Here is a 16834-nt window from a genome sequence, read left to right as displayed (position 1 = left end):
ATAAATTGCTTCAGGAGGCACCGGAAGCCGTAAGGGGTCTGCAAGGATATCCCGAAAGCAGAATCCCTGAAACAGGCAACCGTTGCGATCCATACAGAATACTGGGGTGAGCACGTGTTCGGACTGCTTGGAAAGAAAGCGAACAGCATGCTCGGGGTCGATATCAGCTCAAGCTCCGTCAAGCTGCTGGAACTGTCAAAACAGGGTGATCGATACCGCGTTGAGAGCTACGCGGTTGAGCCCCTGCCACCGAATTCGGTGGTCGAGAAGAGCATCAACGATGTGGAAGCGGTGGGCGATGTGGTCCGCAAGGTGGTGGGCAGAGCGCGCACCGGCCTGAAGCACGCGGCCGTGGCCGTTTCCGGATCCGCGGTGATCACCAAGACCATCCAGATGCCGGCGGGACTCAACGACTTCGAGATGGAGGACGAGATCGCCAACGAGGCGGATCAGTACATCCCCTATCCACTGGACGAGGTGGCCATTGATTTCGAGGTCCAGGGGCCGTCCGAGGTCAATCCGGACCAGGTCGATGTGCTTCTGGCCGCCTGCCGTAAGGAGAACGTCGATGTGCGCGAGGAGGCCCTTCAGATCGGTGGCCTGAGCACGAAGGTCGTGGACGTTGAGGCCTATGCGCTCGAGCGCGCCTTCGGCATGCTCGAGTCCCAGCTCGAGCGTGACGCCGAGGAGCAGGTGGTGGCGCTGGTGGACATCGGTGCCACGATGATGACGCTGAGCGTGCTGGTGGATGGCGAGACCATCTACACCCGGGAACAGCTCTTTGGCGGTAAGCAGCTGACCGAGGAGATCCAGCGGCGTTACGGGCTCAGCCAGGAAGAGGCCGGTCTGGCCAAGAAACAGGGGGGGCTTCCGGACGATTACGAGAGTGAAGTGCTCGAACCCTTCAAGGAAGCGGTGGTCCAGCAGGTGGCCCGGGCCCTGCAGTTCTTCTTCGGGTCGAGCCAGTACAATACCGTTGACTATGTTCTGCTCGCGGGCGGCACCGCATCCATAGCGGGGCTGTCCGAGCAGGTGGAAGAAAAGACCGGAACCGCTACGCTGGTGGCAAATCCCTTCGCCGACATGGCGGTGGGATCCAAGGTGCATGCCGCGGGGTTGAGTAATGATGCCCCCTCCTTGATGATCGCCTGCGGCCTGGCGATGAGGAGTTTTGACTGATGGCCCGTATCAACCTCAGACCCTGGCGTGAAGAACTCCGCGCCGAGAAACAACGCCAGTTCCTGGTCATGCTCGCCGGTGCCCTGATTGTCGGCGCTGGCCTGGTATTCCTGTGGCAGAGCCATGTGCAGGGCCTGATCGATCATCAGGAATCCCGTAACAGCTACATTGAGAATGCCATGAAGGACCTTGAGGAGCAGATCGCCGAGATCGAGGACCTCAAGGAACGCCGCGAGGAGCTGCTGTCGCGTATGCAGGTGATCCAGGATCTCCAGGGGCAGCGCCCTGTGATCGTGCGTGCCTTCGATGAGATGGTTCAGACGCTTCCTGACGGTCTGTTCTACACTCAGCTGGAGAAAAGTGGCGATCAGGTCTCCATCGTCGGGATGGCCGAGTCCAACAGCCGGATATCGAGCCTGATGCGCAACTTCGAGCGTTCGGACTGGTTTGCCGAGCCCAACCTGACGAATGTCTCCGCCGCGGATGACCAGCGGTCCGGTTACAGCCGGTTCAACCTGAGCGTTCAGCAGGTGGTGCCGGATGAAGACGAAGCGGAATCGGAGCAGGAACAGTGAACTGGCAGGATACGTTCGACAACATAAAGAATTTTGATGTCAGCGAGCTGGACTTCAACAATGCCGGCATCTGGCCGATGCCGGTCAAGGTTGTGTTCCTGCTCCTGGTATTCGGTCTCGTTCTCGGCGGCGGCTACTGGTTCTTCGTAAAGGACCTGTACACCGAGGTGGAGCGCGCCGCAGAGCAGGAGCAGGAGCTGCGCCAGGAATACGAGCGCAAGGCCTATCGCGTGGCGAACCTGGATCGCTACCGCCAACAGATGGTGGAAATGGAGGAGACCTTCGGCGCCCTGGTGCGTCAGCTTCCCAGCGATACCGAAGTGCCCGGGCTTCTGGAGGACATCACGAACACCGCACTGGGCAGTGGCCTGGATCTGCAGGAGTTCGCCCTTCAGGACGAGGTTGAGCAGGACTTCTATGTGGAGCTGCCGATCAACATCCGGGTGCGGGGTACCTATCACGAACTGGCAACATTCGTGAGCAGCGTCGCCGGACTTCCGCGGATCGTGACCCTGCATGACTTCTCGATCAGCCGCTCTGACGGCAATGACGAGCTGCGCATGCAGATGGTGGCCAAGACGTACCGGTACCGGGCAGGAGGCGAACAATGAGAGTAACCGCAGTCGCCCGATACCTGGTGATCGCGGGCCTGAGTCTGGTGCTCGTGGCCTGCTCGCGGGATCAGGGCTATCAGGACCTGGACGAATTCATGAAAAAAGCCCGTAACGAACCCCAGGGGAAAGTAGAGCCCCTGCCGGAGTTCAAGGCTTACGAGGCGTTCACCTATGCAGCCTCCGATCGCCGCTCACCTTTTGAGCCGCCGGCTGAAGTGGTGCTGTCGGATCAGGAGGATGAAGAGGATGAGCCGGAATCCGAGATCAAGCCGAATGAGAATCGGCCGACTGAGCCGCTGGAGCGCTTCGAAATGAGTGATCTGGCAATGGTGGGCTCCCTGCAGCGGTCCGAGGAAGGGCGGCTCTACGCCCTGGTCCAGGATCCCGAAGGGGGCATACACAGGGTCACAGTGGGTGACTATATGGGGCAGAACCATGGACGCGTGCAGCGGGTAACCGAAACGCGCATCCAGCTGCGGGAAATTGTCGGTGACGGCAGCGGCGGTTGGGTCAAGCGGCCCCGGACCCTGTCGCTGGAACAAGAGTGAGCCGGGGTGCTGTCATGCAGATCACAACACGGAATCAGAAAAACCGCCTGAGGCACGCAATGCTGAAACAAATCGAGAAACTGCTGGTGATTGGTGCACTGGCGCTCACGTCCGCGGGAGCCGGGGCCCTGACACTGGAGAATGTGGACTTTTCCTCGCTGTCAGGCGATCGAACCGAGATCGTCCTGGGCTTTGATGGGGAACCGCCGGAAGCCTCTGGCTACACCATCCAGGATCCGGCACGTATCACGCTGGATCTTGATGGTGTCAGCAGCGACCTCGAGCAGCGCTATCACGATCTTGGTGATGGCAATGCACAGAGCATGACGGTTGTTGAGGCGGAAGATCGTACCCGGCTGGTACTCAACCTCACACGCCTGGTGCCCCATGAGGTGCAGCGTGATGGCAGCCGTATGGTTGTGACTGTGGGTGCGGATGCAAACCGGAGGGCCGGGACATCCAATGATTCAGACGGTGACGACGCTGGCGACAGTGAGGTCTCGGGCAGCGGCACCCAGGCGGTGGCTGGGGCCCCCATGGCGCCAGCATCGGATGCCTCGCTGGAAGGCGTGGACTTCAATCGCACCTCGGACGACAAGGGCGAGGTGGTACTGGATCTGTCCAGTTCGAGGGTCTCCGTGGACATGGATGAGCAGGCGGGCAAGATCCGGCTTGATCTCGGGCAGGTGGCTCTGCCGGAGCGTCTGCGCCGCCGTCTCGATGTGACCGATTTCGGAACGCCCGTGGAGCGTATTGATACCTTCACCGAGGATGGGCGCACGCTGGTGGAGGTGACCGCTTCCGGCACCTATGACTATGCGGCCTACCAGACGGATGACCGCTTCACTCTCAGCGTGGAGAAGTTGACCGAGCAGGAGGCGGAGCAGCGCCAGGAAGAGCGCTTCCCCTACGATGGCGAGAAGCTCTCGCTGAACTTCCAGGACATCGAGGTCCGCTCCGTGCTGCAGCTGATCGCCGACTTCACCGGCCTCAACCTGGTGGCGTCGGACACGGTTACGGGCTCGATCACGCTGCGGCTTGAGAACGTGCCGTGGGACCAGGCGCTGGATATCATTCTCCAGACGAAAGGGCTCGATAAGCGTCGGATGGGGAACGTCCTGCTGGTCGCCCCAGCCCAGGAGATCGCGGAGTATGAGCGCCAGGAGCTGGAAACCGAGCGCCAGATGGAGGAGCTCCGGCCTGTGCGCCTTGAGACCATCCAGGTGAACTACGCCAAGGCTGGCGACATCGTCTCCCTGCTGCGCGAGGACGACGAACTGATCTCGGATCGCGGGTTCATCTCCTCCGATGACCGGACCAACACCATCAGTGTGCGTGAGACAGCGCCCACGCTGAAAGAGATCCGCGATCTGGTTGAGACCTGGGATCGCCCGGTGCGTCAGGTGCTGATTGAGGCACGGATTGTTCAAGCCGATGTTGATGTCTCCAGTGACATGGGGATCGCCTGGGGCGTGAGTGGCAACGAGGGCAATTTCAGTCTCGGCGGAAGCAGTGAGTCACTGACCGGTGCGAACTCGAGTAACCTGGGGGGGTTCCCGGCTGACATGAACGTCGATCTTGGTGTGAGCGGTACTGGCGCCAGTTCGGCGGCGATAGGCTTTACCAGCAGTGATTTTCTGCTGGATCTGGAACTGTCTGCCCTGGAGTCTGACGGTCAGCTCGAGATTGTATCCCAGCCCAAGGTGGTAACTGCGGATCGGCAGGAAGCGAGCATCAAATCCGGTGAGGAGATTCCCTATCAGGAGGCGACATCCTCTGGCGCGACGAACGTCTCCTTCAAGGAAGCCGCACTGGGACTCAATGTGACGCCTCAGATCACACCGGATGACAACATCATTATGGATCTGGAGGTGAATCAGGACTCCCGTGGGCAGGTTACCGCAGGGGTTCCAAGCATCAACACCAGATCCGTCCAGACACAGGTTCTGGTGGGAGATGGTGAGACCGTAGTGCTTGGGGGAATCTATGAGTCCGAGGTTTCGAAGAATGTTGTGAAAACACCATTTCTTGGAGATATCCCTTACCTGGGTGCATTGTTCCGGCAGACCAGCGAGGTGGATACCCGAACTGAGCTGTTGATCTTTGTGACACCGCGGATCATGGAAAGCAATGTGCTCGACTGACCGCCGGAACACCACCGGGTCATGGAAAAGCCACCTGCGGGTGGCTTTTCTTTTGTGGTAGTCTCAGGCACTGAACTGGAGAGCGGGTGCTCGGATCCTCTGCTATGGCGCTGCCGGAAAGAATCATCCTCGTTGGACCCATGGGGGCGGGCAAGAGCACCGTCGGCCGTCAGCTCGCCCGCGCACTCGGCTACCGTTTCCTTGATACCGACCGGGAACTGGAGGCGCGTACCGGTGCGGACATCCCCTGGATCTTCGACATGGAAGGGGAATCCGGATTCCGAGACCGGGAAAGCCGGGTGATTGATGAGCTTCTCAATGAATCTGGTATTGTGCTGGCAACAGGCGGCGGTGCCGTGCTGCGGCCGGAGAACCGGCAGCGGATGACGGATGGTTATGTGATCTATCTGCGTGTCACGCCGGATCTCCAGTACGAGCGGACGCGTATGGACCGCAACCGGCCACTGCTGCAGAACCCTGACCCGCGGGCGGTGCTGGAACGGCTGTTCGAGGAACGGGATCCGCTCTACCAGGAGATTGCGGACCTGACCGTCGAAAGCAGCCAGCGCGGTCCCCGTCACCTGGTACGCCACCTCTCGCGGGTTCTCGATGAATCGGAAGGACATGCGCATGCAACCGAAGCAGGATCATCTGAACGTTGAACTGGGAGAGCGCCGCTACCCCATTGTGATCGAGGAAGGCAGCCTTGGACGCATTGATCTCAGTCCATGGGTGACGGGGGAGCAGGTGCTGATCGTCTCGAATGAGACGGTCGCGCCGCTCTATCTGGAACAGGCCCGTGCCAGCTTCCCGGGGTGTCGGGTGGATGAGGTGATCCTGCCGGATGGCGAGCGCTACAAGACCTGGGAGACGCTTAACCGCATCTTTGATGTGCTGATCGACAAACAGCACACGCGCCGGACCACCCTTGTGGCGCTTGGCGGTGGGGTGATCGGCGATATCACCGGCTTTGCCGCCGCCACCTGGCAACGGGGTGTGGACTTCATCCAGATCCCGACCACGCTGCTCGCCCAGGTGGATGCTTCCGTTGGTGGCAAGACCGGCATCAACCATCCCCAGGGCAAGAATATGATCGGGGCCTTCCATCAGCCACGCATTGTGGTGGCCGATCCGCTGACGCTGGGCTCTTTGCCGCCCACGGAGATGGCTGCGGGCATGGCCGAGGTCATCAAGTACGGCCTCATCCGGGATGAACACTTCCTTTCCTGGCTTGAGGAGCACATGGATCACCTGATGGCCATGCAGCCGGAGCCACTCAAGGAAGCCATCCGCCGCTCCTGTGAATGCAAGGCCGCCATTGTGGCCGAGGACGAGCGTGAAGCCGGTGTGCGGGCATTGCTCAATCTCGGGCATACCTTCGGTCATGCCATCGAGACACACACCGGCTACAGCGACTGGCTTCATGGTGAGGCGGTAGCCGCTGGCATGATGATGGCCACGGATCTTTCCGAGCGTCTGGGCTACCTGAACTACAACGATTCGGTGCGCGTGCGTCAGCTGCTGATCCGTGCGCGGCTGCCCGTGAACCCGCCGGAGGGAATGTCGCCGGTGCACTTCCGGGCCCTGATGCAGGTGGACAAGAAAAACGTCAGTGGCCGGGTAAGGCTGGTCCTGCTCCGGGCGCTTGGTGATGCCTTCGTGACCGAGGACTTCGACCCCGAGGCCTTCGAGGCCACCCTCAATCACTTCTGTCATCCACTGGACTGAACGATGAGTGAGCAGGTGGGTCAGGGCACGGCGGACCCCTTCGCCGAAAGCCCGGGCTTCTTCTTCACCGGGGCACAGCGCCAGCACCAGCTGGATACCCTGGGGCATCTGGTTGCGTTCGGAGATATGGTGCTTGCTGTCACCGGTGAGCCGGGTGCCGGCAAGAGCCGTCTTCTGGCCGAGCTCGCCCGTAATGCCTCCCACCTCCTTTCCGTCCAGCGGCTGCGGGCGGAAGGCCTCTCGGATGCCTCATCGCTGCCCGGCATGCTCTCGCGCCTCAGCGGTCAGGCACTGGTGGGTATGGCGCCGACAGAAGCGGCCAGGGCCTTCTTTCAGTGGAGTGTCGGGCAGGCTGAGCGGGATCGGCGCTGGGTCCTGGTGCTGGACGATGCGGATGCTCTGGGAGACGACGTCCTTGAGGCACTGGTCGATGGTTTCGCCGCCAGTGACACAGGGCGGGCAGCTGTCCCTGTGCTTGCGGGAACGGAGGGTCTGACCCGCCGTTTCCCTCTGACTGATCCGGCCCGTAGTGCCATTGTTCATGAAGCGGTTCTGCCGCCTCTGCAGGAAGAGGACGTCCGCCACTTCATTCACGCCAGCTTCGATCACGTGGGAGAGGATGCCACGCCGCTGCTAACCGACAGCGTCGTTCGCCGGGTTCAGCAGCAGAGCGGCGGTAACCTCCGCGCCATACGGACGGTGGCGCCAGGGATTCTCAGTGGCCGGGGGGCTCCGGAGCCCAACCCCCGTCATGCTGCCTCGAGCCGGTCGCCGGTCGCTGGGCCGCGCCGGTTTCCGTGGCGCCTCTGGGCCGGTGTTGCGCTTCTGGCGCTCGGGGTCAGCGTTATCCTGGTGTCGCTCCAGTACGGTGGCGGAGGGAATCCGGAACCCGTGACAGAGAAGGAAATGGCCACGGAAGCGGCGTTTGATGAAGTCAAACGCGCCCGCGAGGTTATTGCGGAAACGGAGCAGGCTGGGCAGCCGAAAGGGGTCAGTGAAGGCCGTATCAGGCGTGAGCCGCTTCTGGATGTGGCACCCATCATGGTCCCGGTTCGGGAAACCAGCCCGGAAACCGAACCTGGGCCGGAGCCGGATACGGATTCGGCCGATGCGGAAGCTGTGGCTGACACAGACGGGCAGGGCGGAAAGGAGGGGTTCAGCCCCCGCAACCCTGACCGCTTCCGCGAGGCACAGTGGTATCGGGAACAGGCCAGGGGTGCGTTTACCCTTCAACTTCTGGGTAGTTTCAACGAATCCACTGCCCTAGAATTCATGGAAGAGTACGATGTGGGCGATGCGGTCTATACCCGGACGCGGCATCAGGGTGAGCCATGGTTCATTGTGGTGCATGGCACCTATCCGGATCGGGGGGCAGCCCGCGAGGCCATTGATTCCCTGCCGGAGCGGGTTCGGGCCATGGGTCCCTGGCCACGGGCTTACGAGGATCTATAGGCTTAAAAGCTATAAAAACCTGCCTTGCTATCTTTTTCCAGACTCAATGATTTGAGCGGATTTTCGCGCGCGTGTAGACTACGCAGCCCTTTTGTGAAAACCGAGGGCTTAAAGATGCCTTGAGGTATTGTTTAAGCCTTTGTATTAGAAGAAAATCTCCAAGAGAGACTGCTATGATGACAGGTTTGTACCAGCCCGGTGAATACAGGGATAACTGCGGGTTTGGCCTGATCGCCCACAAGCAGGGTGAGGCCAGCCACAGGCTCCTGAATACGGCCATAGACGCGCTGACCTGCATGACCCACCGTGGCGGTATCGCCGCCGACGGGAAGACAGGGGATGGATGCGGTCTGCTGCTGAACCTTCCGGACGCCTTCCTGCGCAAGGTCGCGAAGCAGGATCTCGGGGCAGACCTGGGGGCTGACTATGGTGTGGGTCAGATCTTTCTGAGCCGTGACCCGGAGCGTGCCGCCCGGGCACGCTCCGTGGTTGAGGAGCGGCTGGCGGGCGAAGGACTGAATGTCGTCGGCTGGCGTACCGTGCCGACCAACACGGAATGCCTGGGGCAGATGGCACTGGATGCGCTGCCTGGTATTGAGCAGGTCTTTGTGACTTCAGGGTCCGTGGACCCGGATCGGCTGGGTGTGGCGCTTTTCGTCGGTCGCCGCCGTGCCGAGATTGACCTTGAGGATGACCCGGAATTCTACGTCTGCAGTCTCTCCAACCGCACGCTGTCCTACAAGGGCCTGATGATGCCGGTGGATCTGCCGACCTTCTACCCGGATCTGGGCGATCCGGACATGGCCACTGCTGTGTGTGTTTTCCACCAGCGCTTCTCCACCAATACCGCGCCCCGGTGGCCCCTGGCCCAGCCATTCCGCCTGCTGGCCCACAATGGGGAGATCAATACCATCGAAGGCAACCGCAACTGGGCGGTTGCACGGGGCTCTAAGTTCAGCAGTCCCAATCTGCCGGATCTGGAAGAGCTGCAGCCGCTGGTTAACCGTACCGGGTCGGACTCCTCCGCGATGGACAACATGCTGGAATTGCTGCTGGCCGGAGGCATGGACATCTTCCGGGCGCTGCGCATGATGGTGCCGCCGGCCTGGCAGAACGTGGACAGCATGGACGCCGGCCTGCGCGCCTTCTACGAATACAACTCCATGCACATGGAGCCCTGGGACGGTCCGGCGGGGATGGTCATGGCGGATGGCCGCTACGCCGTCTGCATGCTCGACCGTAACGGCCTGCGTCCCTCGCGCTGGGTGGAGACCGACGATGGTCTGATCACCGTGGCCTCGGAAATCGGTGTCTGGGACTATGACCCCGCTTCGGTGGTCGCCAAGGGCCGGATCGGGCCCGGGCAGCTGCTTGCCATCGATACCCAGGCCGGTGAGCTGCTGAGGACCGAGGATGTCAACGAGCGCCTCAGGAATGCACGTCCCTACAAGCAGTGGCTGCGCGAGAACGCCCTCAGGGTGGAGTCGACTCTGCTGCACGAGAGTGGTCAGTCCTTTGAGCTCATGGAAGAGGATGATCTCAAGGTCTACCAGAAGATGTTCATGGTCTCCTTTGAGGAGCGTGACCAGGTCCTGCGTCCGCTGGGTGAAAGTGGCCAGGAGGCGGTGGGTTCCATGGGGGATGATACGCCCATGGCGGTGCTCTCCAGCCGGGTCCGCCATGTGGCGGACTACTTCCGCCAGCAGTTCGCCCAGGTGACCAACCCGGCGATCGACCCGCTGCGTGAGTCCATCGTCATGTCCCTGGAGACCTGCATCGGCGCTGAACGCAACGTGTTCGAGGAGACGCCGGAGCATGCCAACCGGATCATCCTCTCCACGCCGGTTCTGTCGCCCGCCAAGTTCGCCCGGCTCGAAGAGAATGACCGGCCCGGTTTTGAGGTCCAGCGTATACGGCTGAGCTATCGTCCGGAGCTGGGGCTGAAGAAGGCCCTGGAAGCCGTGCGCGAGGAGGCCGCCGAGGCCGTGCGCAACGGTAAGGTGCTGCTGATTCTCAGCGACAAGGGGCTCCAGAAGGGCGAGCTGCCGATCAACGCCATGATGGCTACGGGTGCTGTACACCATCACCTGGTGGCCCAGGGCCTGCGCAGTGATGCCAACCTGATCATCGAGACCGGCTGGGCCCGTGACTCCCACCACTTTGCCGTGCTGTTCGGTTTTGGCGCGACCGCCGTCTACCCGTATCTGGCGTACCAGGTGCTCAACGACCTGGTCACCAGCGGCGAGCTGATGATGGACCCCATCGATGCCAAGAACAATTACCGGCGCGGCATCAACAAGGGTCTGATGAAGATCCTCTCCAAGATGGGGATCTCCACCATTGTGTCCTACCGGGGCGCGCAGCTGTTCGAGGCCGTGGGGCTTTCTGGTGAGGTGGTGAACCTGTGCTTTAACGGCGTGACCAGCCGCATTCAGGGGGCCACCTTCTACGACTTCCAGCAGGATCAGGAGGTGCTTTCCGATCTGGCCTGGAAGTCGCGCAAGCCGATCCCGCCGGGCGGTTTCCTCAAGTACATGCATGGCCAGGAGTACCATGCCTACAATCCGGACGTGATCCGTACCATTCAGGAAGCGGTCACCACCGGCGATTACGGGCGTTATCAGGAGTATGCCGGGCTGGTGAATAACCGGCCGGTCGCGACGTTGCGTGACCTGATGGTGTTCCGCAAGGACATCCAGCCGGTGTCGCTGGACGAAGTGGAGCCGGCGGACAATCTCTATACCCGGTTCGACACGGCCGCCATGTCCCTGGGCGCGCTGTCGCCCGAGGCGCATGAAGCCCTGGCCGTGGCAATGAACCGCCTGGGAGGGCGCTCCAACTCGGGTGAGGGCGGGGAAGACCCGGCCCGCTACGGCACGGAGAAGCGTTCCAAGATCAAGCAGGTGGCCTCTGGGCGCTTCGGGGTGACTGCCGAGTACCTGCGCGAGGCGGACGTGATGCAGATCAAGGTCGCCCAGGGCGCAAAGCCAGGCGAGGGTGGGCAGCTGCCGGGCGGCAAGGTGAACGAGCTGATCGCACGCCTGCGCTTCGCCGTTCCCGGCGTAACGCTGATCTCGCCGCCGCCACACCACGACATCTACTCCATCGAGGATCTGGCGCAGCTGATTTTCGATCTCAAGCAGGTCAATCCGAAGGCACTGGTCTCGGTGAAGCTCGTCTCCGAGCCCGGCGTGGGCACAGTGGCTGCGGGTGTGGCCAAGGCCTACGCGGACCTGATCACCATAGCCGGCTATGACGGTGGCACGGCGGCCAGCCCGCTGACCTCCATCCACTATGCCGGATCCCCCTGGGAACTGGGGCTGAGTGAAGCCCAGCAGGCCCTGCGGGCGAACGACCTGCGCGACAAGGTGCGCCTGCAGACCGACGGCGGCCTCAAGACCGGCCTGGACGTGGTCAAGGGCGCCATTCTGGGGGCGGAGAGCTTTGGTTTCGGTACGCTGCCCATGGTGGCAGTTGGCTGCAAGTACCTCCGGATCTGCCACCTCAACAACTGTGCCACCGGCGTCGCGACCCAGGATGAGCGCCTGCGCTCCGAGCACTTCCAGGGCACGGTGGACATGGTCATGAACCTGTTCCGGTTCATTGCCCAGGAAACCCGGGAATGGATGGCTCTGCTCGGTGTGCGCACCCTTGAGGAGCTGGTGGGCCGTACGGACCTGCTGGAGCTGCTGCCCGGGGAGACCCCGCGCCAGCGCAATCTGGATCTCACACGGATCCTGGACAACAGCCACATCCCGGCGGACAAGCCCCAGCACTGCATGGTCGAGAAGAACACGCCCTTCGATCCGGGTGAGATGGCGGAACGCATGGTGGCTGACATGCTGCCGACCATCCAGGAGAAGCGGGGTGGCACCTTCGAGTACCGCATCACCAACTGTGATCGTTCGATCGCCGCGCGCGTGGCGGGTGAGATCGCGGCTGTGCACGGCAGTCAGGGCATGACGGATGCGCCCATTACCGTCAATCTCACCGGTTCGGCCGGTCAGAGCTTCGGTGTCTGGAACCCGGGCGGTCTGCATCTGAACCTGGAAGGGGATGCCAACGACTACGTGGGCAAGGGGATGACCGGAGGCAGCATCCGCATCCGGCAGCCGGCGACCAGCCGTTTCGAGACCCAGAAGACGGCCATCATTGGTAACACCTGCCTCTATGGTGCAACCGGTGGCTGGCTGTTCGCGGCCGGCATGGCCGGGGAGCGTTTCGGCGTGCGCAACTCCGGCACCCACGCGGTGGTCGAGGGCGCCGGGGATCACTGCTGCGAGTATATGACCGGTGGCCTGATCACGGTCCTGGGCGAGACCGGCCAGAACTTCGGCGCCGGCATGACCGGTGGTTTCGCCTATGTGCTCGATGAGAGCCGGACCTTCGTGGACAAGTACAACCATGAACTGGTGGAGATCCACCGCATCTCCAGCGAGCACATGGAGCCGTACCGGAACCATCTGCGTGGGGTGATACGCGAACACGTCGAGGCCACGGGAAGTGCCTGGGGCCAGCATATCCTTGAAAACCTGGACGAGTACATTGGCGCCTTCTGGCTGGTCAAGCCCAAGGCCGCCAGTCTCAAGGGGCTGCTCGAAAGCACCCGTGCCCGGCCCGAGTAACGGCGGGCACGTACCCGGTTTTCAGGAATTCTGAGTTGAGGACGATTCATGGCTGAACGACTGAACAACAACTTCCAGTTCATTGAGGTCGGGCGCTGCGACCCGGAGAAGGTAGCGGTGACCACCCGCCGCGAGGAATTCGGCGAGATCTACAAGCCGTTCCGTAAGCAGGAGGCGGCCTCACAGTCCCACCGGTGCCTGCACTGTGGGAACCCTTACTGCGAGTGGAAGTGCCCGGTTCACAACTACATCCCGAACTGGCTGCAGCTGGTGTCCGAAGGCAATATCCTCAAGGCTGCCGAACTGTGCCACCAGACCAACTCGCTGCCCGAGGTCTGTGGCCGTGTCTGCCCCCAGGACCGGCTCTGCGAAGGGGCCTGCACCCTCAATGATGGCTTTGGGGCCGTGACCATCGGCTCCGTGGAGAAATACATCACGGACACCGCTTTCGCCCTGGGCTGGCGCCCGGACCTGTCAAAGGTCGAGTGGACGGACTACCGGGTGGCCGTTATCGGGGCCGGCCCTGCCGGGCTCTCCTGTGCGGACGTGCTGGCGCGTAATGGTGTGAAACCGGTGGTCTATGACCGCTATCCTGAGATCGGGGGCCTACTGACCTTTGGCATTCCCGAGTTCAAGCTGGAAAAGCACGTGATGCGCACGCGCCGGGAAGTGTTCGAAGGCATGGGTATCGAGTTCCGCCTGGGAGTGGATGTGGGCACGGACGTGGCCATTGAGGACATGCTTAAAGAGTACGATGCTGTCTTCATGGGCATGGGCACCTACACCTATATGAAGGGCGGCTTCCCGGGCGAGGAATTGCCGGGTGTCTATGAAGCCCTGCCGTACCTGGTCTCCAACGTGAACCGCCGCCTCGGCTTCGACAGCGAAGACGGGCGCTTCATCAACATGAAGGGCCAGCGCGTGGTCGTGCTCGGGGGTGGCGATACCGCCATGGACTGCAACCGCACCGCCATCCGCCAGCAGGCTGCCAGCGTCACCTGTGCCTATCGGCGTGACGAGGCCAACATGCCGGGGTCGCGCAAGGAGGTCTACAACGCGAAGGAAGAGGGGGTGCAGTTCAAGTTCAACCGCCAGCCCATCGCCATTATCGGCGAAGACCGGGTGGAAGGTGTGAAGGTGGTTCAGACCCAGCTGGGTGATCCGGATGAGAACGGTCGCCGCCGCCCCGAGGCGGTGCCGGGCAGCGAGGAAGTGATTCCCGCGGACGCCGTCCTGGTGGCGTTCGGCTTCCGGCCCAGCCCCTCGGACTGGTTTGACGATCAGAACGTGGAAACCGACGATGGTGGCCGGGTTATGGCTCCGGAAACAAGCCAGTACCCGTACCAGACGTCAAACCCCAAAATCTTTGCCGGCGGCGACATGGTGCGCGGCTCGGACCTGGTCGTTACGGCCGTGGCCGAGGGGCGCAAGGCCGCCGACGGCATCATGGACTATCTGGATATTTAATGACCCCACTCCAAAACGACAGGCTATTACGCGCCATCGCCGGCGAGCCTGTGGATGCCACCCCGGTCTGGATGATGCGCCAGGCCGGGCGTTACCTGCCTGAATACCGCCGGGTGCGCGAGCAGGCGGGCAGTTTCATGGCCCTGTGCCAGGACGACAGCCTGGCCTGTGAGGTCACTCTCCAGCCGCTTGAGCGCTTCGATCTGGACGCGGCCATCCTCTTCTCCGACATCCTCACCATTCCGGATGCCATGGACCTGGGACTGCACTTCGTCACCGGCGAGGGCCCGCGCTTCCGTAAGACCGTCACGACGGCCGAGGATGTGGCGGCACTGCCAGAGCTGAATGCGGAGCGCGACCTGGGTTACGTGATGAACGCGGTATCCACGATCCGCCGCGAGCTCAACGGCCGCGTTCCGCTGATCGGTTTTGCCGGCAGCCCCTGGACGCTGGCCACCTATATGGTGGAAGGCGGTTCCAGCAAGGATTTCCGGGGCATCAAGCGGCTGATGATGGAAAGCCCGGAGGTCCTGCATGGGCTGCTGGGCAAGCTGGCGGATGCGGTGACCGACTATCTCAACGCCCAGATCCGGGCCGGCGCCCAGGTGGTGCAGATCTTTGACACCTGGGGCGGGGCGCTCAGCCCCCAGGCGTACCGGGCATTCTCGCTGGATTACATGCAGCGCATTATTGATGGCCTGATCCGTGAAAATGATGGCCGTCAGGTGCCCGTGATTGTCTTCACCAAGAATGGCGGTCAATGGCTCGAGACCATGGCCGGCTGTGGCGCGGACTGCCTGGGGCTGGACTGGACGACCCACATCGGCGAAGCCCGGCAGCGTGTGGGTGATCAGGTCGCTCTGCAGGGCAACCTGGATCCCTCCACGCTGTACGCGCCCGATGATGTGATCCGCAGCGAGGTGGAGCGGATCCTGGGTGAATACGGCACCGGTTCCGGTCATGTCTTCAATCTGGGGCATGGTGTGCACCTGGATGTGGACCCGGACAAGGCAAAGGTCATGGTCGACGCAGTGCATGAGTTCAGCGCCCGCTGAATGCCACGGAGGCGGCAGGGATGAGTAAGCGCAGCAAGGCCCGCACCGCCTACGTCTGCGGTGACTGCGGCGCCGAATACAGCAAGTGGCAGGGCCAGTGTGGCGCCTGCGGTGCCTGGAACACCCTCTCGGAAGTCCGCCTCGGGGGCGATACTGCCGGGGAGGCACGTGAGAGCCGATTTGCCGGCTATACCGGCCAGCGCGCCGCGATCCAGTCCCTTGACGACATCGATCTCACCGAGGAGCCGCGCATTCCAACCGGTATCACCGAGTTCGACCGCGTGCTCGGTGGCGGACTTGTAGCCGGTTCCGCCGTGCTTCTGGGCGGTCATCCCGGGGCCGGCAAGAGCACACTCCTGCTCCAGGTGCTGTGCGAACTGGCCCGCTCCCAGTCTGTTCTCTACGTCACCGGCGAGGAGTCCCTGCAGCAGGTGGCACTGCGTGCCAAGCGTCTGGAGCTGAGTGCCAGCGGCGTGCGCATGCTGTCGGAAACCGGTGTGGAGCGCATGCTGGAGGTGGCCGGCGAAGAAAAGCCGACGATCATGGTGGTCGACAGCATCCAGGTGATGCACGTGGCGGACGTGGAGTCCGCGCCCGGTTCCGTTTCCCAGGTGCGCGAGAGCGCGGCCACGCTGACCCGTTTTGCCAAGCAGAGCGGCGTGGTGCTCTTCCTCGTGGGGCACGTGACCAAGGACGGTGGACTGGCTGGCCCCAAGGTCCTGGAGCACATGATTGATGCTTCACTGATGCTGGAGGGCGACAGCGACAGCCGTTACCGCACCCTGCGGGGCATCAAGAACCGCTTCGGTGCCGTGAATGAGCTGGGCGTTTTCGCCATGCTGGAGCAGGGACTGCGCGAGGTGCGCAACCCCAGCGCGATCTTCCTGAACCGGGGTTCGGAGGCGGCCCCCGGCAGTGTGGTGATGGTGGTCTGGGAGGGCACGCGCCCGCTCCTTGTGGAGATCCAGGCCCTGGTGGACGACAGCCAGGGGGGCTACCCCCGCCGCGTGGCGGTGGGGCTGGACCAGAACCGGCTGGCCATGCTGCTGGCGGTGCTGCATCGTCATGGCGGCCTCCACTGCGGCGACCAGGATGTCTTCGTGAATGTGGTCGGTGGCGTCAAGGTAGCCGAGACCACGGCGGACCTGGCGTTGCTCTCCGCTATCATTTCCTCTTTCCGGGACCGGCCCCTGCCCAGGGACCTGGTCATCTTCGGCGAAGTGGGCCTCTCCGGTGAGATCCGGCCTGTTCCCAGCGGCCAGGAACGCATTCTGGAGGCGGCCAAGCACGGCTTCGGCAAGGCGCTGGTGCCTTCGGCCAATGTGCCGAAACGCCCGCCCGAAGGCATGCAGGTGACTGGCGTGAACCGGCTCTCCGAGGTGCTTGACGCCCTGAATGGTTTCTTTCCCCACTGACGCCTGCGGGAACGGACGCTATAGTTGGGCGG

The 16834-nt window shown here is 62.5% G+C and carries 12 protein-coding genes; all 12 read left to right on the top strand.

Annotated features, from left to right (window positions below):
- Positions 1-114 precede the first annotated feature (114 nt).
- The 12 genes from QZ501_RS02090 (at position 115) to radA (ending at position 16802) form a co-directional block, all read left to right on the top strand.
- Entirely contained in the window at positions 115-1179 is a 1065-nt protein-coding gene (locus QZ501_RS02090; RefSeq protein WP_151440400.1) for a pilus assembly protein PilM, read from the top strand.
- Complete coding sequence (locus tag QZ501_RS02085) at positions 1179-1754, top strand: PilN domain-containing protein (protein ID WP_151440399.1); 576 nt, start codon at positions 1179-1181, stop codon at positions 1752-1754. Before QZ501_RS02090 ends, QZ501_RS02085 begins: the two co-directional genes overlap by 1 nt.
- Positions 1751-2365, top strand: a complete 615-nt coding sequence (locus QZ501_RS02080) for a type 4a pilus biogenesis protein PilO (RefSeq protein ID WP_151440398.1) — start codon at positions 1751-1753, stop codon at positions 2363-2365. Before QZ501_RS02085 ends, QZ501_RS02080 begins: the two co-directional genes overlap by 4 nt.
- Positions 2362-2916 (top strand): pilus assembly protein PilP, encoded by a 555-nt coding sequence (locus QZ501_RS02075; protein WP_151440397.1) that lies wholly within the window; start codon positions 2362-2364, stop codon positions 2914-2916. Before QZ501_RS02080 ends, QZ501_RS02075 begins: the two co-directional genes overlap by 4 nt.
- A 59-nt stretch (positions 2917-2975) precedes the next feature.
- Complete coding sequence (locus tag QZ501_RS02070) at positions 2976-5060, top strand: type IV pilus secretin PilQ family protein (RefSeq protein ID WP_295716781.1); 2085 nt, start codon at positions 2976-2978, stop codon at positions 5058-5060.
- Between the two features lie 104 nt (positions 5061-5164).
- The gene (gene aroK / locus QZ501_RS02065) at positions 5165-5722 is read left to right on the top strand and encodes a shikimate kinase AroK (RefSeq protein ID WP_151440395.1); all 558 of its coding nucleotides are present in this window, start codon (positions 5165-5167) and stop codon (positions 5720-5722) included.
- Entirely contained in the window at positions 5691-6788 is a 1098-nt protein-coding gene (gene aroB / locus QZ501_RS02060; protein ID WP_295716779.1) for a 3-dehydroquinate synthase, read from the top strand. Before aroK ends, aroB begins: the two co-directional genes overlap by 32 nt.
- A gap of 3 nt (positions 6789-6791) precedes the next feature.
- Positions 6792-8240, top strand: coding sequence for an AAA family ATPase (locus QZ501_RS02055; RefSeq protein WP_295716777.1), 1449 nt, complete (start codon positions 6792-6794; stop codon positions 8238-8240).
- Between the two features lie 173 nt (positions 8241-8413).
- The gene (gltB, locus tag QZ501_RS02050; protein ID WP_295716776.1) at positions 8414-12865 is read left to right on the top strand and encodes a glutamate synthase large subunit; all 4452 of its coding nucleotides are present in this window, start codon (positions 8414-8416) and stop codon (positions 12863-12865) included.
- Between the two features lie 48 nt (positions 12866-12913).
- The gene (locus QZ501_RS02045) at positions 12914-14332 is read left to right on the top strand and encodes an FAD-dependent oxidoreductase (RefSeq protein WP_095618139.1); all 1419 of its coding nucleotides are present in this window, start codon (positions 12914-12916) and stop codon (positions 14330-14332) included.
- A complete protein-coding gene (hemE, locus tag QZ501_RS02040; protein ID WP_160899285.1) occupies positions 14332-15387 on the top strand; it encodes a uroporphyrinogen decarboxylase in 1056 nt (351 codons plus the stop codon). Before QZ501_RS02045 ends, hemE begins: the two co-directional genes overlap by 1 nt.
- A 20-nt stretch (positions 15388-15407) precedes the next feature.
- On the top strand, positions 15408-16802 hold the full coding sequence (gene radA / locus QZ501_RS02035) for a DNA repair protein RadA (RefSeq protein ID WP_151440390.1): 1395 nt from the start codon (positions 15408-15410) through the stop codon (positions 16800-16802).
- Positions 16803-16834 lie beyond the last annotated feature (32 nt).

This window comes from uncultured Halovibrio sp. (assembly GCF_913056445.1).
GTDB classification, from domain to species: Bacteria; Pseudomonadota; Gammaproteobacteria; order Pseudomonadales; family Oleiphilaceae; genus Halospina; species Halospina utahensis_B.
This window is presented reverse-complemented; position numbering and strand designations above follow the sequence as displayed.

Excerpts from the sequence above, each read along its gene's own strand:
- QZ501_RS02085 (WP_151440399.1), top strand. The coding sequence starts at position 1,179 with ATGGCCCGTATCAACCTCAGACCCTGGCGTGAAGAACTCCGCGCCGAG.
- QZ501_RS02075 (WP_151440397.1), top strand. The coding sequence starts at position 2,362 with ATGAGAGTAACCGCAGTCGCCCGATACCTGGTGATCGCGGGCCTGAGT.
- QZ501_RS02070 (WP_295716781.1), top strand. The coding sequence starts at position 2,976 with ATGCTGAAACAAATCGAGAAACTGCTGGTGATTGGTGCACTGGCGCTC.
- aroK (WP_151440395.1), top strand. The coding sequence starts at position 5,165 with ATGGCGCTGCCGGAAAGAATCATCCTCGTTGGACCCATGGGGGCGGGC.
- aroB (WP_295716779.1), top strand. The coding sequence starts at position 5,691 with ATGCAACCGAAGCAGGATCATCTGAACGTTGAACTGGGAGAGCGCCGC.
- QZ501_RS02055 (WP_295716777.1), top strand. The coding sequence starts at position 6,792 with ATGAGTGAGCAGGTGGGTCAGGGCACGGCGGACCCCTTCGCCGAAAGC.
- gltB (WP_295716776.1), top strand. The coding sequence starts at position 8,414 with ATGATGACAGGTTTGTACCAGCCCGGTGAATACAGGGATAACTGCGGG.
- QZ501_RS02045 (WP_095618139.1), top strand. The coding sequence starts at position 12,914 with ATGGCTGAACGACTGAACAACAACTTCCAGTTCATTGAGGTCGGGCGC.
- hemE (WP_160899285.1), top strand. The coding sequence starts at position 14,332 with ATGACCCCACTCCAAAACGACAGGCTATTACGCGCCATCGCCGGCGAG.
- radA (WP_151440390.1), top strand. The coding sequence starts at position 15,408 with ATGAGTAAGCGCAGCAAGGCCCGCACCGCCTACGTCTGCGGTGACTGC.